The following is a 24,593-nucleotide window of genomic DNA, read 5'->3' on the forward strand; positions in this document are numbered from 1 at the left end:
TTAAAAATGGCTCAATTTATTGAGCCATTTTTTATTTACTTTCTCTATTTTTGCTGTATGAGTTTACTCGCTTCAAAATCTCCTTATTTTGCCACTGCTAAAAGTTTAGGCGCCTTATTTTTATTTATAGGATTTGGCCTTTTTTTAGATAGCTCTTATATGGTTTTGCAAACGGAAAACGCTCAGTTATATGCGAATATTAGCATGCTTATTGGTTTTGCAATTGTCTTTTGGCAGGTAAATAGAAGAGTGAAAGAGCAAATGGTTTCAGCTGTAATTATTGCAATTATTGGCGAATATCTTTTCTCTATTTTATTAGGAATGTACACCTATAGATTGGAGAATGTTCCACATTATGTACCTTTAGGACATGCTATTGTTTATGTCGCAGTTTTGTACTTTTCGAAAGCGTCTTCAATTCTTAAAAATAAAATTAAAATAGAAAAATTTCTTACAATTTTTATCCTTATTTATGCATCTGTTTTTCTAATTTTTAAAAATGATGTTTTTGGTTTTGTAATGACCATTGCAACGCTTTTAATTTTAAGAAACAAGCCAAGAGAGCGTCTGTTTTATTTAGCAATGTATATTACAGTTGCTTATTTAGAAATTATTGGAACAACTTACCAATGTTGGTGGTGGCCATCTACGGCTTGGAATGTTATTCCTTTTTTGCCAAGTCATAATCCTCCAAGTGGAATAAGTCTTTTTTACTTTTTATTGGATTTAGGAACTTTGTGGTTTTATAAGCAAAGACATAAAATAACTTGGTCTCGAATGAAAAATATTCGAAAAATTAGAACAAATACAATTGATTAAACTAAAAATAAGATAAATTCGTTATTAGAATACATCTAATTTATTAAATTGAATGTCAGGTTGAGCCTTTAGACTTTACTCAAGATGAACTAAAGTCGAAACCTCAAAACTTATAAAACCTTAAAATGTCTATAAAAGTTTCTTCAGTTTCCAAAATTTATAAAACTCAAAAAGCGTTAAATTCTATTTCTTTTTCTGCTGAAAAAGGACAAATAATCGGTTTTTTAGGGCCAAATGGGGCAGGGAAATCAACCATGATGAAAATTTTAACCGGTTTTATAAAACCTAATGAAGGAGAGGTTTTTGTGGATGAAATAGATGTTTTACAAAACCCACTAGAAGCACAAAAAACTATTGGGTATTTACCAGAACATAATCCTTTATATGCAGATATGTATGTGCGTGAATATTTGCAATTTCAAGCAAGTATTTTTAAAGTTGATAAAAGCGAAATAGAAATTTGTATAGAAAAAGTAGGTTTAACTACAGAGGCTCACAAGAAAATTAATCAGCTTTCTAAAGGATATCAGCAAAGAGTAGGTTTAGCAGCTGCTATTTTACACAACCCAAATGTTTTAATTTTAGACGAACCCACAACTGGTTTAGATCCAAATCAATTAGTAGAGATTAGAGAACTAATTAAAGAATTAGGGAAAGATAAAACTGTATTGTTTTCTACACATATTATGCAAGAAGTAGAAGCAGTTTGCGATCGAGTAATTATTATAAAAAACGGAAAACTTTTAGTTGATAAACCACTACAAGAACTTAAAAAAGACAATCTCCAAAATATAGAAGTTACGTTTGATTATAAGATAGAGGAACAGTTTATCCAAAAATTACCTAACATTGTTTCTTACAAAAACAATTACGATAATACTTGGTATATTACTTTTAAAAGCAAAGAAGATATGCGTCCGAAAATTTTTGATTTCGCTCAAGAAAACGGATTAAAAATCCTTGGATTAAATGGTTACAATAAAAATTTAGAAACTCTTTTTAGAGAGGTAACCTCTAATTAAGAGCATTCAAATATTTGTAAGCTTCTAACAAAGTAGGAAAAACCATTTTACTTCCAGCTTCTTTCAATTCTTCTTCAGAAAACTGCGTTAAAATTCCAACAGGAATCATTCCTGCTAATTTAGCTGCAGTTGTTCCTGCTAAACTATCCTCAAAAACCCAAATGTGTTTAAAATCATTTTCATTAAACCCTAAAGCATTTGCTAAAGTAATATATGCTTCAGGAGCAGGTTTTGGTTTTTCGTAATCCTGAACTCCAAAAACAATAGAAAAATTCAAATTTAATTTCTCTACACTATTCTTTAAAAATTGTTTGGTGGCGTTACTTGCAATTCCGTAATTGATGTTTTTTTTAGTTAAGAAATCTGTGCATTCATGAACACCAGGTAACAATTTCGGAGTTTTAAAATAAATATCTAAATGTTTGTCTTTTAAAAAAAATAAATCTTCAGTTTGAGCTTCTTTACCAATAACACTACAAAAATAATTAGCAATAATCATTGGCGATTTTCCTGCATAACTTGGAGGAAAAGGTGCAATTTGTTCATTAAACAACTCTCTAAATGCAGATTCCCAAGCAGCATTATGACTTTCCTTACTATCTACAACAACTCCATCAAAATCAAACAAAACACCTTTTGGTAACATAAAAAATTATTTTTTTTCGTTAAACAATTCAGTCAAATACGGATTTAAAAATTTATTGGTTGGATCCATTTCTTGTCTTAAAACTTTAAAATCTTCCCATTTGTCGTAAATTTTAGAAAATGCTGTATCTTTTGCTGTAAATCGTTTTCCCCAATGTGGTTTTCCACCATGTTTTAAGAAAATGATTTCAATGGTTTTAAAAGCTTCATACGTATCTGCAGTTGCAGCATTTCTGGAAACGCAACCAATTGTAACAATGTCTTTCTTGTAAGCGTAACTTAACCAAGATTTATCTTTGTACACAAAACGAATATCCATAGGAATATGAATAAATGATTTATTGCTCCACTTATTAATTTCGGTTTTTAGCTCTTCAAAAACTTCCGTAAATTTATCTAATCCGATAGTCCATTCTGCCAATTCTAAAGTAGAACCTCTCGATTTTGTAACAGTTGCTTGGTATAAAGAACCTTTGTATTCTTTTTTAGAACTGAAAAAACCTTTGTACAAAAGTTTGTTTGCAATGGAAGTAATCCAAGGAAAAATATGTGTGTATTTATATAAAATTTTTGAAGCTTTTCTTCGGTGTTTTAAATAATCAGGACCTAAATCTTCTTTAATTTCTGTTTCTGAATCAATTTTATCCCCTGTAATTACATACCCTTTATCTGTATGAGGCAACCATAGAATTCTTAAAAAATCGTGTTTTTTTAATCTTTCTTTAATTTTTGGCAACCATTCAGTATCATTTTCTGGCCCTTCTTTTACGTGTAACGTATAAATAGGTTCACATTTAAAAGTGATGGTAGACATAACACCTAAAGCACCCAAAGAAACACGAACAGCGTTTATTAATTCGTCTCCATCTTCAATTTTCTTCAAAGAACCATCAGCTAAAACCAATGTGCAAGAAGTCATGTATTCGCACAATAATTTTCCACTTGTGCCATGAGTTCCTGTGGCTAAAGCTCCACCAATTGTAATTGTATTAATATCTGGCAAACAAGGAATACACCAACCTTTTGCCTCTACAGCATCTATTAAATCACCTAAAATCAATCCAGATTGCACTGTAATTGTGTGTTCAGCATCATTATAAGATAAAATTTTATTGTAGGTAGTAATATCAATTAAGTTTTCTAAACCAGCAGCAATATCTGCAGACGATTGCTTGCTTCCAAAAAACCGGACTTTATCGCTTTTTGCAATAATTTCTTGCAATTCTTGCTCTGTAGTAACTTTATAAAGAGATTTGTATTTGTAGGTTAGATTTTCGTTCCAACTTGTCCAAACACCATTTTTTTCTTGTTTCATTATTTTAAATAGGCTACAAAAATAAGGCTTAATTGATATTTAGAAAACAATCTTTTTATTTATGGACTATTAAGAATGAATATAGTTTGAGATTATTTTAAAATCAAATAAAAAATTTTGCAATCAAAGTAAATTTCAATTAGCTCTTATATTTTTCTCTAAACCACACTTTTTTCCATACTCTTTTTAATATTAAAAAAGTTACATATTCAGAATGACTATCAACATCTATCGACTTATTTATTCTTAAGGCTTCTTCAGAAACATCAACTCTATATAAAAGAGCGTTATATGTATTAGAATCATATATCAATAAATCTTTTACAGCTTTGTTAAGAGTTGTTTTTAAATCTATAGGATTACTATCTTCAGAAAGATGAAAATTAAAATTTGCTAAATTGAAATCTTTATTCAACTGTTTTATGAGTTTGATATATAACTTGTGTTTATTAGAATACTCTAATAAATCTAAACTATTTTCATAATTAGTTAGCATTTTAATTCAACTTAAATTGAATTTGCTGACTCTCCAAAGTCGCCAACAATTCATTTGTTATATGAATTTTTGTATTCCTACTTGGCAAACTCACTTCTAATTTTTCTTTTTCGTCCCAAACTGTAAAATTTAAACCTTGTTTTCCTGGCGAATTTTTTAAAATGGATTCTAAATTTAGAATTGTTTTTGCATTGATTTCTTGTAACGGAATCTGTATGGTTACTTTTTTACAAAGCTCGTCCATAATATCGTGCAACAATTTCATTTCTGTAAACTTCAATCTTGGTTCTCCTGCAACTCCAGTTTCTTTATTCGTCCAACCTGGTTGAATTGTAGTACGCACAAACAAGAACGAATTTGGCACTAAAAAGTGCTTCATTCTTAAATAATCTTCGCCGAAAATTCTAAACTCATGGCTGTCTCCATAATCTTCCATCGTAAACATTGCCCATCCTTTACCAGCTTTAGAAACTCTGTGTTGTACATCTGTAATAATCGCAGCAAAAGCCAAATTCATATTTACAAATTTTGCTAAATCTGCCTTGAAATATTTTAATGAAGCGTTGCAAAATTTTAATTCATTTTTAAAATCATCTAACGGATGTGCAGAAATATAAATTCCAATTACTTCTTTTTCTTGTGATAAAAGTTCCATAGTTCCCCAAGTTTCACATTCAGGAATATCTGGTTCTGGAAATTGCACAGTAGAAGCTTCACCAAACATAGAAACTTGTGCAGAATTTTCGTTTTCTTGAAACTTATTTCCGAATTTCATAGAACGCTCTAAAAACGTAACTCCTTTTTCGTCAGTCGCAAAATATTGTGCTCTGTGTGTATCTGTAAAAGAATCAAAAGCACCAGCTTTTATTAAACTATCAAACGATTTTTTGTTTGCAGCTCTTAAATCTACACGTTTTGCCAAATCGAAAATGGAAGTGTAGTTTCCGTTTTCTTCTCGTTCTTTAATAATTGCTCTTACTGCAGCAGCACCCACACCTTTTACAGCTGCCATTCCAAAACGTACAGCACCTTCTTTATTTACAGAGAATTTTAGAAAAGATTCATTTAAATCTGGACCTAAAACTTCCAATCCCATTCGTTTACATTCTTCCATAAAAAATGAAACGGCTTTAATATCTTTCATGTTATTCGAAAGTACAGAAGCCATATATTCTGCAGGATAATGTGCTTTTAAATACGCAGTTTGGTAAGCAATCCAAGCATAACAGGTAGAGTGCGATTTGTTAAATGCGTAACTTGCGAATGCTTCCCAATCTTTCCAAATTTTTTCTAATTTTTCTGCATCATGTCCATTTGCAGCAGCTTGTTCCACAAATTTTGGTTTCATTTTATCTAAAACCGCAATTTGCTTTTTACCCATCGCTTTACGTAAAACATCGGCTTCACCTTTGGTGAAATCTGCCAATTTTTGCGAGAGTAACATTACTTGCTCTTGGTAAACTGTAATTCCGTAAGTTTCTGCCAAATATTCTTCCATGGCAGGTAAATCGTACTCAATATCTTCTGTTCCGTGTTTTCTATTAATAAAAGACGGAATATATTCCATTGGTCCAGGTCTGTACAAGGCATTCATTGCAATTAAATCTGCAAAAACTGTTGGTTTTAATGAACGCATGTGTTTTTGCATTCCTGGAGATTCATATTGAAAAATACCTACAGTTTCTCCTCTTTGGAACAACTCATAAGTGGGTTCATCATCTAAAGGAAACGTTTCTGGATCTAATATTACACCATGTTTTGCTTTTACAATTTTAACGGTGTCTTTAATTAAAGTCAGCGTTTTTAAACCTAAAAAGTCCATTTTTAACAAACCTGCATCTTCCACAACAGAGTTGTCAAATTGGGTAACATACATGTCTGAATCCTTTGCCAAAGCCACAGGAACATAATCTGTAATATCTCCAGGCGTAATAATTACACCACAAGCATGAATTCCTGTATTTCTAACAGAACCTTCTAAAATGGTTGCTTTATTAATGGTTTCAGAAACTAAATCGTTTCCAAAAGACATATGTTTTAATTCCTCTACTAACTGCTTTTCTTCTGCACGTAAAGCAGCGACTTTTCCTTTACTTTTGGCATCTTCACCAAAAATATTTTTAAGTTTAATTCCAGGAATTAATTTTGCAATTCTATCGGCTTCAAAAAGTGGTAAATCTAAAACTCTGGCAGTATCTCTAATAGAAGATTTAGCTGCCATGGTTCCATAGGTAATAATCTGCGCCACTTGATTTGCACCATATTTATCAATTACATAATCCATAACTCTGCTTCGACCTTCATCATCGAAATCAATATCGATATCTGGCATCGAAACACGTTCAGGATTTAAGAAACGCTCAAAAAGCAAATCGTATTTAATCGGATCAATATTTGTAATCCACAAACAAAAAGCTACTACAGAACCTGCTGCAGAACCACGTCCTGGACCAACAGCAACATCCATATTTCTTGCTTCTCGAATAAAATCTTCCACAATTAAGAAGTATCCAGGATACCCGGTTTTTTCAATTACGGAAAGTTCAAAATCTAGGCGTTCTTTAATGGATTCTGTAATTTCTCCATATCGTTTTTTTGCACCTACATACGTTAAATGAGCTAAAAATTTATTCTCTCCACGTTTTCCACCATCAAGTTTGTCTTCTTCAAATAAAAATTCTTCAGGAATGTCAAAAGCAGGTAATAAAACGTCTCTTGCTAATGTGAAAATTTCAATTTTATCTACAATTTCTTGAATGTTGATAATCGCTTCTGGTAAATCTGCAAATAAGGTTTTCATTTCATCCGAAGATTTAAAATAATATTCCTCATTGGGCAAACCATATCTATAACCACGACCTTTTCCTTTTGGAGTCGCTTGCTTTTCGCCATCTTTTACACACAGTAAAATATCGTGTGCATTTGCATCTTTTTTCTCTAAATAAAAAGTGTTATTAGTTGCAACAATTTTAACATCGTGCGCTTTAGAAAATTTTAATAAAGTTTCATTTACAATGGTTTCATCTTGTTGATTGTGGCGCATCAACTCAATGTATAAATCGTCTTTAAATTCCTCTTTCCACCAAAGTAAAGCTTCTTCTGCTTGTTTTTCTCCAAGATTTAGAATTTTACTTGGCACTTCACCATATAAATTTCCCGTTAAAACAATAATATCTTCTTTATATTTTTTGATGATTTCTCTATCAATCCTAGGAACGTAGTAAAAACCATCCACAAAAGCGATGGAAGACATTTTCGCTAAATTGTGATACCCTTTTTTGTTTTTCGCCAACAAGACAACCTGATAACCATTGTCTTTTACGGACTTATTTTTATGATCTCCACATACATTAAATTCACAACCAACAATCGGTTTTATTGGGTTGTCTGTGTTTTTATTATGATTTAAAATCGCACTTACAAAATGAAAAGACGCCATCATATTTGCAGTATCTGTCATTGCAATGGCTGGCATGTTATCTTTGGCAGCAGCTTTTACAATATTACCAATTTGCATGGTAGATTGTAACACAGAAAATTGCGTGTGATTGTGTAAATGTGCAAATTTTACATCTTTTAATTCCGCCAAACCAGCAGAAGTCGATTTTGTATCTGCAGTGTCTTTTAACTTCTCAAGACGTTGGCGAATTTGTTCGCTTTCTTTTTTAAGATTAATATGTTTTAAACCAATTACCTGAATAGGTTTTGGGTTTTCTTCCGAGAAATTTTTGAAGTAATCTTCATCTATATCTAATTGTTCTTTGGTAAATTCTCGTAAACGAATTAACTCTAAAAAACAACGTGTTGTTGCTTCAACATCAGCAGTTGCATTGTGTGCTTCACCAAAACCAACACCAAATAAATGATTGTGTAATTCTGTTAAAGTTGGTAATTTAAATTTTCCTCCACGACCTCCAGGAATCTGACACATTAATGCCGTTTTTTCGGTACAAGTATCTAAAACTGGGAGGGAAGTTAAGTTGTTTTCGACTCCTAATCTATGGAACTCACAACCCATAATATTAATATCGAATTGTAAATTTTGCCCAACAATAAATTTTGTTTTCCCTAAAGCTTCATTAAATAATTGCAAACCTTCGTCTAAATCGATTCCTTTTTCTTCTGCTAATTCTGTAGAAATTCCGTGAATTCTTTCAGCATCATAAGGAATATTATAACCTTCTGGTTTTACAAGAAAATCGTTGTGTTCTAATACATTTCCCATTTCGTCATGCAATTGCCAAGCAATTTGCACACACCTTGGCCAGTTGTCTGTATCCGTTATTGGAGCATTCCAACTTTTAGGTAAACCTGTGGTTTCTGTATCGAAAATTAAGTACATATTATCTTCTAATTACGTAATTGTTGAAATCTTTAATTGTACACTAAAATAATTATTTAGTACTGTTTTTTGGGAGGTTAAAAATACAAAAACATAAGAGATTTATGCCTGTTAATTTATGTGTACTTATCAACAAAAAAAAGTCAATCCAATTAAGGATTGACTTTCTTAAAGTAAAATAGTTCTAACTAATTTTTACTGAAATAATTTTTTAAATTATGATGCTAAATGCTCTTCTAACTTTAATGAGTTAATAGCAGCTTGAATTTTTAATTTTTGCTCATCTAACATTTTTCTTGTTGAAGGTGCAAAAGATTCTTCTTTTAAGATTTCTTCATACTCTTCGAAACTTGCTTTTTCTCCTCTTAAAGTTTCCTCTAAAATCGCTTCTTCGTCGTTAGAACTAAATAAAGATTTTAAAGTCATCCAATTTCTGTGCATTGTTCCTTTAAAAGAACCATCGTCTTCTGGAATTTGCCCATAAGACAAGATTTCTGTTCTTAAATCTTTCGCAAACATACTTCTTTCAGAAGCTCTGTTTTTAAAGAAAATTTTAAGTTTTGCACTTTCTACATTTTCAGCAGAATTTAAGTATCCTTTTTCTGCATCGTAGTTCTTTTCTAATAATTCGTTTAATTTGTTCGAAATTTTTTCTGTGTACTTCATAATATCATTTTCATTTTAAATTCCAATAAATTGTTTTGAGATGCGTATTGTCTCACATCTTATGATACTACAAATTTAGAGAAGATACAGAGTTTACATTAGTGCAAAAGATTTGATTCTTGACTCATTTGAATTTTAGTATTTTATTAAGTTGAGTGAGCGCGTTAGGGATTGAAATGACATCCTTTTTGTTTTTACAAAAAGATATAATGGAAAGCCCGTTAAAACGCCCAAAAAAATGTTGAAAATTAGGGTTTTAGTTTCAAAAGGTTTTTGTATTTTTGCGCCCACTTACTACGAGATGGTAAGATTTTTAATAATCGAGGTCGAGAACCTCAAAAAATTAACAAATTATGTCTGTAAAAATCAGATTACAAAGACACGGAAAAAAGGGGAAACCATTCTATTGGATAGTTGCTGCTGATGCTCGTGCAAAAAGAGATGGTAAATACCTTGAAAAAATTGGTACTTACAATCCAAACGTTAACCCTGCAATTATCGATTTAGATATTGATAAAGCTGTAGAATGGTTACAAAACGGTGCTCAACCAACTGATACTGCAAAAAACATTTTATCTTACAAAGGTGCAATGTTAAAGAATCATTTAGTTGGTGGTATTAGAAAAGGTGCTTTAACTCAAGAACAAGCAGATGCAAAGTTTGCAGCTTGGGTAGAGGAAAAAGCAGCTAAAATTGCTGATAAAGAAGCAGGTTTATCTAAAGCTGAATCTGAAGCTAAAGCGAAAGCATTAGCAGCAGAAAAAGCTGTAAACGAAGCTAGAATTGAAGCTGCAAAACCAGTTGTTGAAGAGGTTGCTGAACCAGCAGCAGAAACTGAAGTTGCTGAAGAAGCGGCTCCAGAAACAATTGATGAAGCACAAGAAAAAGCAGCAGAATAATTATAAATTAGTACGATTATGCGTAAAGAAGATTGTTTTTATTTAGGCAGAATTGTTACAAAATATAGTTTTAAAGGGGAAGTCGTTATCAAATTAGATACAGACGAACCTGAGTTGTACACAGAAATGGAATCAGTTTACGTCGAATTTGGCGCAAATTTGGTTCCATTTTTTATTGAAAAAAGTTCGCTTCATAAAGGGAATCAGTTACGTGTTCAGTTTGAAGATGTGTACTCTGAAGAAGAAGCAGATGCTATTTTAAAAAGTAGTGTTTATTTACCTTCTACAATGTTGCCAGAACTTACTGGAGATAAATTTTATTTCCATGAAGTTATCGGTTTTACTGTTGTAGATGCTAATTTTGGCGAAGTCGGGCAAATTGTTCATATTAACGACAAAGCTGCACAACCACTTTTTGAAATCGATAGAGAAGGAAGTGAAATTTTTATTCCTATGGTAGACGATTTTATTAAAAAAGTAGATAGAGAAAACAAAACAATAGAGGTCGAAACTCCAGATGGGTTGATTGAGCTTTATTTGTAAAAAGAGAGGTGTCTGAGTGGTCGAAAGAGCTACCCTGGAAAGGTAGTATATGGGTAACTGTATCGAGGGTTCGAATCCCTTCCTCTCTGCAAAATTTAAAATATTTTAAATAAAAAAAACATCCAATTCTTTTAGAATTGGATGTTTTTTTTGAGGTAATAATTCGAATTTTTTAAAAATTATTATCTTATTATTCCATTATAAAGCAGGTTTTTTTAACGGATAGAAATTGTTTTTTATCAATAATTATTTAAGAAAGGGTGAAATAATAAAAATACTTTTCTACATTTGGTTGTCTTCAATTAAAAATTAAGTTTTGAAAAAGCTCCTTTTTATTTTTTTAATTTCCCATAGCTTACTTTGGTCACAGCAGGAAACTCAGGAGACTTCTTCCATAACACAGAAAACTTTTTCTTCAAGAGAAGGTTATTTAATTTCAGATCCTTATAGTGCTATGTACGATAGCAATGGTTGGCTTTGGGTATTAGGCGAAGATTTGCAATCGAGCAAACATGTTATTGGAGAAAAAAAGGTAATTATACAACGTTTTGACGGTATTAATTTCTTTAAAGTAAAAATGCCAGACACTGGTGATAAAAAAATATATGCAGGAGATTTTTTTAAAAATAAAACGGAAGGACTTTATTTAAGGTTGCGTTATATTAATTTTCCTACTGCACAATTGTTTTATATAGATACAGAAACCCTAAAAATTACTAATGTAGAAGAATTTAATTCTCTGCCCAAAGAACTTACATTGGCAGAACCGTATTATGTAAATGGAGAAACACGTATGATTGTTACTTCCCAAGAAAAGTTTTACACTGCAGAGTTAAATGGATTAAAATTTAAGATTTTAGACTCTATTCCTTACAACAAAAGAACAAATGATCATTTTTTAGCATCTACAAGAGTTTTTGAAAATTTTTCTATTGTAAAGTTGAAATTTTATAAAGACTATTGTTTGGTAGATCATCAAGGAAAATTTATAAAAAAACTTACGAAAGAAGATTTTGTAGATTTAAAAGGAAACCATTTTTTGCCAGAAGATATTCTTAATGTTTTTAAAGATAATAATAAGTATTATCTGTGTCTTCAAAATTATAGCAATACTTTTAAGTATGATAAGAAAGAGCAGAAATTTAAAGAAGTACCTAATTCAAGTAAAGGACATCAATTAAATAAAGTTTTGACTTTAACTGCAGATTGTAAAAATGGTATTACAACTGAGGTTGTTTCTAGCCACTCAAAGCTTTCTCTTTATAATTTTAAGAACAAGCGAGCCCATTTAATTGCAGATATAAATATTAAAAACTTTTCTAAATATAGTTACAATGAAGTTGATAAGAATTTAGTTGTTTTAAATGGAAATTTTTTAGATGCGTATTACATTACAGAAAGTAAGATAAAAACGTTTTTAAAAGGAAAAAGTATAAGAGCAATAAATCAATTAAAAAACAATAAATACATTGTAGCAACAGATGCAGAAGGTTTGTTTGAAATTGATGTTGCTAATAATTTAGAAGAAGAGATACATGTTTTATTAGATGGTAAAGAAATTTCTGTAAATTATTCTAGAGATATTATAGTACAAGATAATGGTACAATAATTACAAACGACTCAGGATACTTATACACTTTAGATGCTACCTACAATGTTATAAAAGAGAAAAGCTTTGCTATTTTAAGTGAAGAAATTATAAAAATTGGAGACACCATTTTTAATAGGGAAAGAGATGGGCTTATACATAAGTATTCGTACACGAATAAAACAAACGAAACCATTAAAACTAATAGCGGTTTATTAGTTAAAGAATTTGCTACAGATGGTAAAAGTTTATATGCAACAACGAACAAAGGGTTTTTAGAATATAAAAAAGGAAAACATCAACTTTACGAATTTAATAATGAGGAAACTAGTAATTTACTTTCTGTAACTTATAATAAATTTTATGGTGTTTTAGTTGCAACAAAGTTGGGTAAAATCTATACCTTTAATACCAAAACAAAAAAACTGGAGCTCTTTTATACAGACGATCTAACAGTTTCTATTGTTGGTATGATTGCAGATAACAACAATAACTTATGGCTAAACACATATGCAGGTATTGTATCTATAGATGCGAAAACAAAAGAAGTTATTAGATATACCCAAAAAGATGGTATTTATGAATTAGAAGGTAATAGATATAGCACATATAAAGACAGAGAGGGAAATGTTTTTATTGGGAGTTTTAAAGGTTTAAGTTACTTTAATCCTAAAAATCTAATAAAAAAGAACGTAGATATTCAGCCAAGGTTTACATCTATTTCTTTTTTTAATGTTAAAGAAGATCAGTGGAAAATAAATAATGAGCCCACTTTCCTAAAAAACACAAAAGAAATTACGTTACCCTCTATGTATCAACGATTTTCTGCTACTGTTTCTTTAAAAGGAAAAATGAACCCAAGTGACGTTAGATATAGATATCGTTTAATTGATGAAGAAAACCAGTCGGAATGGTTTGTAAATCAATTTGGAAACGAAATTCTGTTTGCAAATTTAGCTGCTGGAAAATATATTTTAGAAATTGAAGCTTTAAATATTACCAATGAAAAAATAGGGGAAACAATATCCTTAAATATTATTTCAGAAGAATTTTTTTATAAAACTTGGTGGTTTTTAGGAACGATTCTTTTATTGGTTTTAATAACTGTTGCTTACATAGTATATCAATATATAACAAAACAAAAACTATTTGCAAAAAACGAAATCGCTTTAAACGACGCCAAAGTAAAAAGTGAAATGATGTTAGAAACACATCATCGAATTAAAAATAACTTGCAAATTATTTCTGGCTTGTTAGGTTTACAAATGCTTAAAAGTAAAGATGAAAAATTAAAATCGAATTTACAAGAAAGCCAAAGTAGAATAGAGTCTATTGCTGGGATTCATAATGTTTTATACAACCCAGATATGTTGGATGTTATTTCTATAAAAGAACATATTAAAAATATTATAAATTATTACAAAAGATTATTTCCTACAAAAATTATTTATAAATTAACGATAGACGATTCTATTTTACGGATGGATAAAGCAACACCTTTTGCACTTTTATTAAACGAATTAATTAACAATTCTAATAAACACGCTTTTGCAAAAGTAGAAAACCCAGAAATACAAATTTTGTTTAAGAAAATGGGCGAAGAATACCTGTTTGAATATACAGATAATGGGAATTTTAAAAATGAAACCAGTAGTAACGAATCTTTAGGAATGAAAATTATTGACATGATGGGTAATCAATTAAAAGGAAACATGATTATAAAAAAAACGAATGGCTTTAACCTAATTTTACGATTTTAATACATGAGTAACCATATAAAAATTTACATCTTAGAAGACGAAATAATTACCCAAGAATTATTAAAAGAAACTTTAGAAAGCTTTCAATATAAAGTTTGTGGTACAGCAACAGATGCAGTAACAGCATTAAAAGAAATTGAATTGCTAAAACCAGATATTGCTATTTTAGATATTCGAGTAGAAGGAGATAAAACAGGTATTTGGTTAGGCAACCAAATAGAAATTCCTTTTATTTATTTAACAGCTTTTAACGATATAAACACAATTAAAAAAGCAATTGTTACACAGCCAGTTAGTTATTTAGTAAAACCTTTTAACGATAAAGATTTATTTATTGCAGTAGAATTGGCAATTAGTAAAATAGAAAATACAAAACATATTGTTGTAAAAGATCGTGGGCAAAGTGTTAAAGTTTTTGTAGAAGATATTTTATACGCTAAGAAAGAAGATAAATACATAAGTATTCACTTAAAAGATTCTAAACGTTTAATTCGTTCTAGTATTAATGAATTTTTAGAAACAGTAGATTGCGACTCATTTCTACAAGTGCATCGTTCTTACGTTGTAAACAAAAAACATATTGCTGGTTTCGATTCGAAAGAAATTCATATAAATAATCAGTTAATTCCTATTTCTAGAAGTTTGCTGAAAGAAGTTTTAGAAGAAATTTCTTAAAAACTGCTAACTATTTTTCTTCAATTTATATTTAAAAACCCATTATTTAATTAAAATGACGGGGTTTTTTACTTCAAAATTACCGTTCACGACTTTTTTACTACCATTCGCGACATTTTTTTTTCTGTAAGCTAAAACCAAAGTATGTTTGTTAACAAATATTTAACCAAACTAAACATACTTTAAATTCACTTACTATGAAATCACTAAAAATTACATTCATCTTATTATTTATCAGTTTAGCAAGTTTTGCGCAATCGGGCATGGTTTTCCAAGGAATTGCCAGAGACAATAACAGTGCAGCCATTGTAGACAAAACAATGATTTTCACTTTTAGAATTACACTAACAGATGGTACAGATTTGTACAAAGAAACACAACAAATAAGAACCGATAATTTTGGTGTCTTTTCTCACGTAATTGGTACAGGTAATGCAGTTACTGGTACTTTTGGTGGTGTAGATTTTAGCCAAGGAAATTTAAAATCTATTATTACAGTAAGTAATGAAGGTACAGATACACAAATTTACGACCAAAAATTTGAGTACGTCCCTTATGCAAAACGTGCAGAAAGTGCAACAAGTGCAGACAATGGTGTGCCAGTAGGTACAATTATAACAATGTTGGCTGGAGCCATACCAGAAGGTTATATAGAATGTAATGGGCAAAGTCTTGCAGATCCTAAATTTGCAAAATTAAAACTTGCGCTTGGTGGTATGACTAACATACCTAATCTTGGTGGTATGTATTTAAAGGGTAGTGGTGCACCTAATAATGGAAATTACACACATGAAATAGGTTTAGGTGCGTATCAAGAGCCATCTACACAAAGTCATACACATGTTTATGGTGCTAATCACGAAACAAATGAAACTGGAAATCACGTGCATGGAGTAAGATTTGCAAATACCGAGAATAATGATTCGGGTGGACAAGGTTATGCAGCGAATAATAATCATCAATCTTTTAGGAGTTCTGACAGAACTGGTGGTGCTTCACAATGGTATTATGATAATAATCATGCTCAAAGAATGGTGGAAACAAAAGGTAATCACAAACACACTGTAAATGTTTCAGGAAGAACAGGTCATGGAGGTATTTTAGGTACTGGTCAAAGAGATGGTAATATAGAGAAAGAAAATCGTCCATATAGTTTTGGTGTACGCTATTTAATAAAATACTAATACAAACCCTAATTAATACATAAACAACATATTATGAGAAAATTACTAATTTTCTTGTTGTTTTGGGTGGGTATAACTCAAGCACAAGAGCAAAGCGATCATAAAGGATCTTTCCTTTCTGGTGCTGGCAATATAAAAAATACAGGAAATAATTTACAAATTCAGTTTCAAATTGGTGGTGCTTTTCAGTACCCAATGTCTGCTACAACAAAAACCAAGGCAGGTTTCCCTTTTGGGGTTTTATACGTGCCAAATACGTTTAGCGATAAAACCTACGAAGTTTCTAAGGGCTATTACCCAGATAAAATTAGGCTTAGTTGGTCTATTGGTGCCAATGAAGAAAATATTACAAAAGTTAAAATTTTTAGAAAACCATTAGCAGCACAAACACCTTATAGGTTATTAGCAACAGTGGGTAAAGATGTTTTTGAGTTCGAAGATACTCAAGTAGAAGGTGGTATTTTGTACCAATATAGGTTAAAAGCAGAAGGTTTAAATAGTACAGAAATAAAATTTGTAAACTTTATAGAAGGCATTGGGTATAGAAACCCAACAGCATTTGTGTCTGGTACCATTAGTTTCGAAGGAGGTAGCCCAGTTAAAGATGTAAAAGTTTTAGCAGAACCAATTGGAGCAGAAGGTGCTCTTGGTAAAGGAACTTCTTTGCAATTTAAAGATGTAGCAGAACATATGTATTTAAGCGAAAATTTCGAAGAGATATCTGCAAATAATGCAACAGTAGAAGGTTGGTTTGCACCAAAAATTGGAGGTGGTATCTTAACTCCTTATAGTTTTTCTACGGAAGATGGTACAGAATTCGAGTTAGCCTTTAATTATAATGGAGCTAATAACGATATGTCTCTAAGTTTTAAAAAAATAGGAGATACCAATTTAAGAAGCTTTACACTTGCAGGTTCATACCCAACAGGAGAGGTAAATGCAGCTGGTAAAGATGTGTTTGCAAATTTAGCAACTGTTACAAACGAAACTTTTGTACACATTGCAGTGGCTTTAAAAAATGGAAACATTCCAAGCGTTTTTATAAATGGTAGAGAAATTACCCAAGCTTATTTTAATGATGCAAATATTCCAGAAAATGTTACTGAACCAACGTTTACTGCTGGTGTAGAAACAGCATATATTAGTAATAGTTCTAATTTAAGATCTGTTAGAGTTGGTGCTGGTTATGTGGGGTATGTAGATGAGTTTAGAATTTGGAGCAAAGCCTTAAGTGCAGATCAAATTAGAAGAGATTACAAACGTTATTTAGATGGTAGCGAAACTGGTTTAGAAATGTACACAAGAATGGATGAGGCATATGGAAATTATGCGTACGATTTGTCTAAAACAGGTTTTAATTTTCATAAAAACGATTTAATTACCTCTGTAATTAATTCTACAAACACAGTTTTCTCATCTATAAAACCAACCAAAGAACAATTAGGTGTTTTTGGTATTACAGACAAAGATGGTAATTATGCTATTTCTGCAATTTCTTATGCAGGTTCTGGAGAGCAGTTTAAAGTAACACCAAGTTTTGGGGTTCATAAATTTAAACCAGCAAGCCAAACCTTATTTTTAGGGAAAGAAGAATCTGTAGTAAATAAAATAGATTATGAAGATGTTTCTTCCTTCAAATTTAATGGTAGAATTGTGTATGATACTCGCGAAGTATTTGCTACAATTCCTATTTCTGACCCAGCTTTAGATAACATTATCGAAATTAGAGAAACAGGCTATAATTCGTATTTAGTAAATGGTACAGTTACACTTAATAAAGGACAGTATTTTTATGAAGGTGGAGAAGTAAATCCTGCAACTGGTAATTTAATTAATGGAGAGTTAAAGCAATACCCAGTATTAGGTATCGAAGGAGCAAATATACTTATAGATGGTAAAATTGTTTTTGATGCAGACAACCAACCTGTGGTTACAGATGTAGATGGTAAATTTGCAATTAATGTTCCTATTGGTAAGCATAAAGTAGAAATCACTAAAAACGGTCATAAATTTACGCATGAAGGAAGGTTTCCGCAGAAACAAGCTAGTACAGGTGCAAGTTTATTCGATTTTTATGAAGACCAAATACAGGAGCGTTGGTTTTTAGATGAAACGCGTGTAACTATTGTTGGTAAAGTTGTTGGTGGTAGAATACAATCGGAAAAAGAAATCGGTTTTGGTTTTAATGGTTTAAAAGAACATGAAAATGAAGTTGGGGAAGATGAGCCAGAAAACAAAGAAGTGTATTCTGCAGTAAATAACATTGGGCAAGCAACAATTACTTTTAAAGGAGATTTAAATACGAATGAACTAGATTATATTGCAACTACAAATGCAGCAACTGGTGAATATAAAATTAAATTAATTCCTTATAAATATACTGTTAAAGCAAATGGAGGAATTAAAGTAGCTAGCAATTCAGATATAAACAGTAAATTTTTAGATGTAGATGAAGAGTTTGATGTTACAGAAATAAAAGAAAACATAACTTCTAGTTTTACTGCAATAGATGGAACTGAATTTATATCAGAACCATACCAATATGAAAAAAGTTTTAGATACAATTCTAAAATTAATGTACGATTGATAGAACAAGAATATGAGCAAAAGTTTCCTTTAACCAACGACAAAAATATAACAATAGATGTATCTGAGCTTGCAGTGCCTTTGTACAAGCAAAAAGAAGAATACAGACTTGCTTTTGAGGTTACACAAGATTATGTAAATAAAGATGAAGCAGAAACTGTTGTAGTAAAAGAATATTTTAACGAAGGTGCTTTTAATATTACTAATAATTTTGCAAGTACAAATGCAAAAGATACTTCTGTAGAATTGGTAAAAAAATCGGGAAAAGAAGTTTATGTTTATTCTTTTAGAGCTGGTTTGCCAAACATTACACATACAGATGGTTTTAAAAGTGCGATGACAATTGAGTACAACGTTTCTGGTTTAAACCCAATTTCAATTATAAATCCTGAAGTTTTTAAAGCGGAAGGAATTGTTATTGGAGGTAAATCTGCAGATGGTACAACATTTTCTACAGTGGCACCAGAAGTGCCAGATATTATTTTAAGAGACCCACCTGGTTCTAACAGTTTTGCAAGTATAGAAAAAGGAACCTCTATTTCTTTTGAAAAATCTAATGGGAGTTCTACAAATAATACTTTTGGTGGTGGTTTATATGCGAGTGTTGGGCCAACATTTAGTAGTGTTGCAGGTAGTCCATTTTTTGGACTTGAAACAGAAATTCAAGTTATTGCAGATTTAGAGGCTAATTTTTCGAAATCTCAAGAAATAAATACTAATGGTAGCACAACAGAAACCTATGAATTTAATGAGACGATTTCTACGAGTGACGATCCAGAATATGTAGGTGCAGATGGAGATTTATACATAGGGAATGCGAAAAATGTATTTTACGGTTTGTTTAACAATATGTTTGTAACGAACATTGTTCCTAAATTTCCAAATGGTACAGATGTACCTCACATTATTGTTGCTGGTAAAGACAAAGACGATAATCCTGTAAATATTTACATAAGTGCTAGAAAAGATTACTTTATAGCAGAACAACCAACAAATACGTTTTTCTCTTATTCTCAAAAACATATTTTAGAGAAATTGATTCCGGATTTAGAATCTTTAGTAAATAATTTGAATGCTGGCGTAAAACCAGATCCAGATAAAGATTATCAATCGCCTAATTTCTATCAAAAACAAATTGAATTATGGCAGAAAATTATACAAGATAACGAAAGAGATAAATATAGAGCGTTAAAATCTAGAGCAACTTTAAAAACAGAAATACTTGCTAAAATCATAAAAGACAGAGAAGATTTAAAATTAAAAGAAGATGGGTTAACGCCTTCAGATTTTGCAAACTCTATACTTTCATTTATTTACGGTTCAGGAACAAGTAATGAATTTACCAAATATATGAATAGCTTAAGTGGTTTAGTTTCCTCAAACTTTGAAACTAATAAATCTTTTGATGCAGGTGTTGGTGAATTAACTTCTTCAATAAGTACTTCGTCTGTAATATCTAAAACCTATGAAAAAACAATTGACTTATCAGCTGATTTTAAAGTTCAATTAGGTGGGTTAATAAATAATGTGGGGGTAATAGGTAATATTGCAGGTTCCCATTCTAGTGTAAGCACAAATTCTGCGCAATTCGATGAAGAATATACATCGACCATTACTTATACTTTAAAAGACAACGACCAAGCCAATGTGTTAAGTGTAGATGTTGTAAATTTATTTGATGGTTCTGGACCCGTTTTTATTACAAAAGGAGGGGCAACTTCTTGTCCTTTTGAAGGCCCAACTGTTTCTAATTTTTATAAAAATGATGGTTATAATGCAAATACAGTTGGTGCTGGTGGAGAACAACTATCAGAAGGTACTATAAGTGTGTACAAACCAGAATTAAAAGTAAATAAAACCTTAATTAAAAACTTAGCAGAAAGTGTAGGCGCTGTTTTTACGTTACAACTTAAAAATTTAAGTGATACAGGTACAGATTTAGAACACATCATTTATGTAGATCAAACTACATTAAATGGAGCTGAAACAAACATAGATCAAAATGGTTTTCCTATACGTTTACCTTATAACGAAACTGTAGAAATTCCTTTTATCGTTACAAAAAACTCATCTTCAGATGTGTATAATTATGAGAACATTCGAGTGTATTTAGCAAACCCTTGTATCGATTTAAATGATTCAGATGCGTTTGTAGATGTTTCTGTAGAGTTTAAAAAATCGTGTAGTAATGTTAGTATTTCTGCACCACAATCTAATTGGGTGTACAATAGAACAGAAGCTTTTAATTACGACAATCAAGGAAATTTATTAGGTACAAATGCTTTACCAATAACGTTTACAGACTTTAATACAGATTTTGCTGGTTTTAGAAAAATAACGTTACAATATAGAAATGCAAATGCATCTAGTTGGACAAAGTTTAAGACCTATTATGGAAGCCAAGCTTTAAAAGACGATGCATCAGACCCTAATGGAGTAGTAATCGATTCTGAAACTAAATTTACATTCGATTGGGATATTGTAGGATCTAACATTGCAGATGGAACTTACGAAATAAGAGCGATTGCATTTTGTACAGACGAAGTTTCTTTTGAGTCGGATATTGTAAAAGGTACCATTAATCTTACACCACCAGTTGTTTTTGGTACACCTTCACCAAGTGATGGGATTTTAGATATTGGAGAAGATATTAACGTTCGTTTTAACGAAGAAATTAATACGCATATTTCTACAAATATTACATTAAGAGGTTTAAAAAATCAACAAAAAATAGACCATAGTGTAAGTGTAGCTTTAGATGGTTCTACAAACCAAATAGAACTTCCAAAACAAAACTTATTATCGAAAGCATTTAGCATTCAGTTTTGGTTAAATTTCGATGAAACTAGTAATGGGGTTCTTGTAAACCAAGAAGATGGGCCAAAAGTAACTTTAAACGGAACAGATCTAGTTTTTGAATTAGATGGACAAACGATAGAAGCTACCATAGACGAATCGCAATATAATTTCTATTCATTAATTTATGGAGATGGCGCAAATCCTTATTTAGAGATTTTAGAAAATGGTAAAGTTTTAAAAACAGAACCATTAGCAAAAGAATTATCTTTTAATAACAACAATCCAATTCTTTTTGGTGGAACAGGAATTAAAGGAAATATACATGATCTACGTATTTGGAACAAAGCAACCACGTCTGCACAAGCTGCAGCCGAAAAAGACTTTACATTAACTGGTAAAGAATTAAAGTTGTTAGGATATTGGCCTTTAGATGAAGGACATGGAACCTTAGGTGCAGAAAAAGTACGTGCAAGAAGTGCAAATGTTAATTTAAGTTGGACGATTAAGCCCAAAGGACAAGGTTACGAGTTTAGTAACAATAGTTATTTAACTTTCGACAATGTAGGTTTTGTACAACCAACAAATTACGAAGACATTACCATTTCTTTCTGGGTAAAAGCAGATGCAGGTGATGTAGGAACAATTTTTGGAAACGGAACTGGAAAAGAGAATATTGGTGAACCAAAATTAACAAACGGTTTCAGAAACAAATGGGACATTAGTTTATTAGAAAACGGAACTTTAAATCTAAAAACAGAAGGTGTAGATTATAAATTAACTACAAATGCTATTACAGATTCTAATTGGCATCACATTGCATTAATTGTAAAAAGAGGAGGTAGCTTAAATACTTTTGTAGATGGGAAACAAAATACTACTGTTTCTTCTCAGAATATTGGAGGTATTGCAGGTGCTAAATTATATTTAGGAGCTCGTTTTAATAGAAATATTCCAGTAGACGAAAACGGAATTGTAACAGGTTCTCCAACAGAAACTATCGAAAATCATTTTACAGGTAATTTAGATGAGTTTAGAGTTTGGAACTCTGCAAGAAGCTTCGAGCAAATTAAAAGAGATCGTTATTTCGAGTTAGATAGAGAAACTGCTGGTTTGTTAATGTATGTGAATTTTAATGAAGAAGAAGCAACAGTTGCAGACAAAGGTCCACGTTATAATATTAGAAAAGGAGATGGAACTACATTAGGTTTTGTAACTCTTTTAAATGGTAATGCTCGTAAATTTATAGAAGATTCACCAGCAATTAAGCCAGTTCTTAAATACACAAACATACCTTACACTACGATTATTAATGGAGATGAAATGATTATTTCGCCAACATTAACAGCAGAAGAATGGAGCTTGTTTGAAGGACAAATATTAGACGTTTCTGTGGCAAATATGTACGATAATCACTTTAACAAACAATTATCGCCTTTAAGTTTCTCAGCATTCGTAAACAGGCAAGAAGTTAATTGGTTTACACAAGATGGTACCAAAACAATTGTAACAGAAAAAATTGTAGACGAAAGCTATAATTTCGTAATGGATGTGGTTAATAAAGGAGGAAACAACAAAGATTTTACAATCTCTGGTGTGCCAAATTATATGACAGTTTCTGCAAGTTCTGGAACTGTTGGACCAAATTCTATGAAGCAATTAAAGTTTAATGTAGATAAAGAATTAGCAATGGGAACATACAATGCTACTATCTACTTGAATTTAGATAATGGTTATACAGATAGATTAGACTTCGAATTAAGAGTTATACAAGATGCTCCAGATTGGTCTGTAAATCCTGCTGATTTTGCCTATAGTATGAATATTATTAGCCAGATTAAAATCTATGATAATTTTTCTAGAGATACATACACAAAAGTGGGTGCTTTTGTAGATGGAGAAAAAAGAGGAGAAGCTTATTTAGTGTACGATACTGGTTACGATTCTTATTACGCGTTCTTAACAATGTATAGTAATGTAAGTGCAAACGAAGTAGTTACTTTTAAAATTTGGGATGCTTTAAATGGTAAAACCAGAGTAGCAACTATTAATGGAAACCCTTCTGTAATTTTCTTAGAAAACAATGTTTTGGGTACAAAATCGAACCCAGCAATATTTAACGCAGGAAAATACTCGGAACAAGTACTTTCATTAAATAAAGGTTGGACTTGGAGTTCTTTCTTTGTAGAAGACGATCGATTTAATGATGTTACAGAAACATTTAAAGATTTAGATCTTACAGATGGAGACATTGTAAAATACGGAACACAGTTTACAAGATATGAAAACGGTTATTGGTCTGGAAGTTTAACAACGATAGAAAATGACAAAGCATATAAAATTCAATTAGCGAAACAGAATAAGCTTAGCATAAAAGGAGACGAAGTAAACCCTGCTAATTTGCCTATTGCTATTTCACAAGGTTGGAACTGGTTATCATTCCCAATCCATAGAAATATTAGTTTAAGAGATGCATTAGCTTTCTATGAACCTACAGATGGAGATGTTATTAAAGACCAATATAGTTTTGCGGTTTATGATGAAAATTCAGCAGAATGGTCTGGAACTTTACGTTACTTACAATCAAATAGAGGGTATATGTTAAAGTCAGATAAAGATCAATCATTTAGTTACCCTAGCATCAATTTTGCTGCAAAAGGAGTTGTAAATGGTCAAGATCATACATCCGAAATGATTAATAGTTTTGCCAAATATCAATTTAATATGGGTGTAATTGCAGAAGTTACAACAGACGAAATTTTTAGTGAGGTAAAAGTTTACGATAACAATAATGTGTTAAGAGGAAGCTCTAAAATTGAAGAAGTAAATGGAAAACAAATGAGTTTTATTTCAATTTTTAGTGACGAATCAGAACAGTTAAAGTATGTTTTATCAAACTCTAAAAAAGAAATTGAATTAACAAAAGAGTTGTTTTTCGTATCAAATGCGGTTCAGGGAACATTAAAAACACCAATAGAATTAAACTTAAAATCGTTGTCTGTTGATGAGAGTTTTAAAGACTCTGTAAATATGTACCCAAATCCATTTAAAGACGAATTAATTTTAAGTGTTTGGGGGAACACGAATGTTACCAATTTAATATTTTATAATACTTTAGGCGTTAAAGTAAAAGAAGTTGAGGTTGCAAAACCAAATACAAAAATTACTACGAACGATTTACAAATAGGGGTGTATTTCGTAAAGATTATAGATATAGATGGTAAGCAAATAGTAAGAAAAGTAATTAAAAAATAAA

The 24,593-nt window shown here is 31.1% G+C and carries 13 protein-coding genes and 1 tRNA gene; 9 read left to right on the forward strand and 5 right to left on the reverse strand.

What is annotated here, in order from left to right:
- The first annotated feature begins 6 nt into the window (after positions 1 to 6).
- A complete protein-coding gene (locus H9I45_RS13105; RefSeq protein WP_228454914.1) occupies positions 7 to 819 on the forward strand; it encodes a hypothetical protein in 813 nt (270 codons plus the stop codon).
- Positions 820 to 944: 125 nt separating this feature from the next.
- On the forward strand, positions 945 to 1,841 hold the full coding sequence (gldA, locus tag H9I45_RS13110) for a gliding motility-associated ABC transporter ATP-binding subunit GldA (RefSeq protein WP_088353907.1): 897 nt from the start codon (positions 945 to 947) through the stop codon (positions 1,839 to 1,841).
- Here gldA and H9I45_RS13115 read toward each other — a convergent pair.
- From H9I45_RS13115 to H9I45_RS13135, 5 genes are all read right to left on the reverse strand, one after another.
- Positions 1,834 to 2,487, reverse strand: a complete 654-nt coding sequence (locus tag H9I45_RS13115; RefSeq protein ID WP_088353908.1) for an HAD family hydrolase — start codon at positions 2,485 to 2,487, stop codon at positions 1,834 to 1,836. The genes gldA and H9I45_RS13115 overlap by 8 nt on opposite strands.
- Positions 2,488 to 2,493: 6 nt before the next feature.
- On the reverse strand, positions 2,494 to 3,801 hold the full coding sequence (locus H9I45_RS13120) for a D-arabinono-1,4-lactone oxidase (RefSeq protein WP_088353909.1): 1,308 nt from the start codon (positions 3,799 to 3,801) through the stop codon (positions 2,494 to 2,496).
- A gap of 139 nt (positions 3,802 to 3,940) precedes the next feature.
- Positions 3,941 to 4,297: a hypothetical protein gene (locus tag H9I45_RS13125; protein WP_088353910.1), complete on the reverse strand. Its 357-nt coding sequence runs from the start codon at positions 4,295 to 4,297 to the stop codon at positions 3,941 to 3,943.
- A 1-nt stretch (position 4,298) separates the two neighbouring features.
- A complete protein-coding gene (gene dnaE / locus H9I45_RS13130; RefSeq protein WP_088353911.1) occupies positions 4,299 to 8,639 on the reverse strand; it encodes a DNA polymerase III subunit alpha in 4,341 nt (1,446 codons plus the stop codon).
- Positions 8,640 to 8,855: 216 nt separating this feature from the next.
- Positions 8,856 to 9,305 (reverse strand): ferritin-like domain-containing protein, encoded by a 450-nt coding sequence (locus tag H9I45_RS13135; protein ID WP_088353912.1) that lies wholly within the window; start codon positions 9,303 to 9,305, stop codon positions 8,856 to 8,858.
- A gap of 353 nt (positions 9,306 to 9,658) precedes the next feature.
- On the opposite strand from H9I45_RS13135, the gene H9I45_RS13140 reads away from it, so the two are divergent.
- The 7 genes from H9I45_RS13140 (at position 9,659) to H9I45_RS13170 (ending at position 24,592) form a co-directional block, all read left to right on the forward strand.
- Positions 9,659 to 10,204, forward strand: coding sequence for a 30S ribosomal protein S16 (locus H9I45_RS13140; protein WP_088353913.1), 546 nt, complete (start codon positions 9,659 to 9,661; stop codon positions 10,202 to 10,204).
- A gap of 18 nt (positions 10,205 to 10,222) precedes the next feature.
- Positions 10,223 to 10,747, forward strand: coding sequence for a ribosome maturation factor RimM (rimM, locus tag H9I45_RS13145; protein WP_088353914.1), 525 nt, complete (start codon positions 10,223 to 10,225; stop codon positions 10,745 to 10,747).
- A gap of 2 nt (positions 10,748 to 10,749) precedes the next feature.
- Positions 10,750 to 10,836, forward strand: a tRNA-Ser gene (locus tag H9I45_RS13150).
- Positions 10,837 to 11,063: 227 nt separating this feature from the next.
- Positions 11,064 to 14,096: a histidine kinase dimerization/phosphoacceptor domain -containing protein gene (locus H9I45_RS13155; RefSeq protein WP_088353915.1), complete on the forward strand. Its 3,033-nt coding sequence runs from the start codon at positions 11,064 to 11,066 to the stop codon at positions 14,094 to 14,096.
- Positions 14,097 to 14,099: 3 nt separating this feature from the next.
- Positions 14,100 to 14,771, forward strand: a complete 672-nt coding sequence (locus tag H9I45_RS13160; protein ID WP_088353916.1) for a LytR/AlgR family response regulator transcription factor — start codon at positions 14,100 to 14,102, stop codon at positions 14,769 to 14,771.
- 197 nt (positions 14,772 to 14,968) lie between these two features.
- Positions 14,969 to 15,955, forward strand: a complete 987-nt coding sequence (locus H9I45_RS13165; protein WP_140422752.1) for a phage tail protein — start codon at positions 14,969 to 14,971, stop codon at positions 15,953 to 15,955.
- 33 nt (positions 15,956 to 15,988) lie between these two features.
- Positions 15,989 to 24,592 (forward strand): LamG-like jellyroll fold domain-containing protein, encoded by an 8,604-nt coding sequence (locus H9I45_RS13170; RefSeq protein ID WP_088353918.1) that lies wholly within the window; start codon positions 15,989 to 15,991, stop codon positions 24,590 to 24,592.
- The last annotated feature ends 1 nt before the right edge of the window (position 24,593 follow it).

Source organism: Polaribacter haliotis (assembly GCF_014784055.1).
GTDB lineage: Bacteria > Bacteroidota > Bacteroidia > Flavobacteriales > Flavobacteriaceae > Polaribacter > Polaribacter haliotis.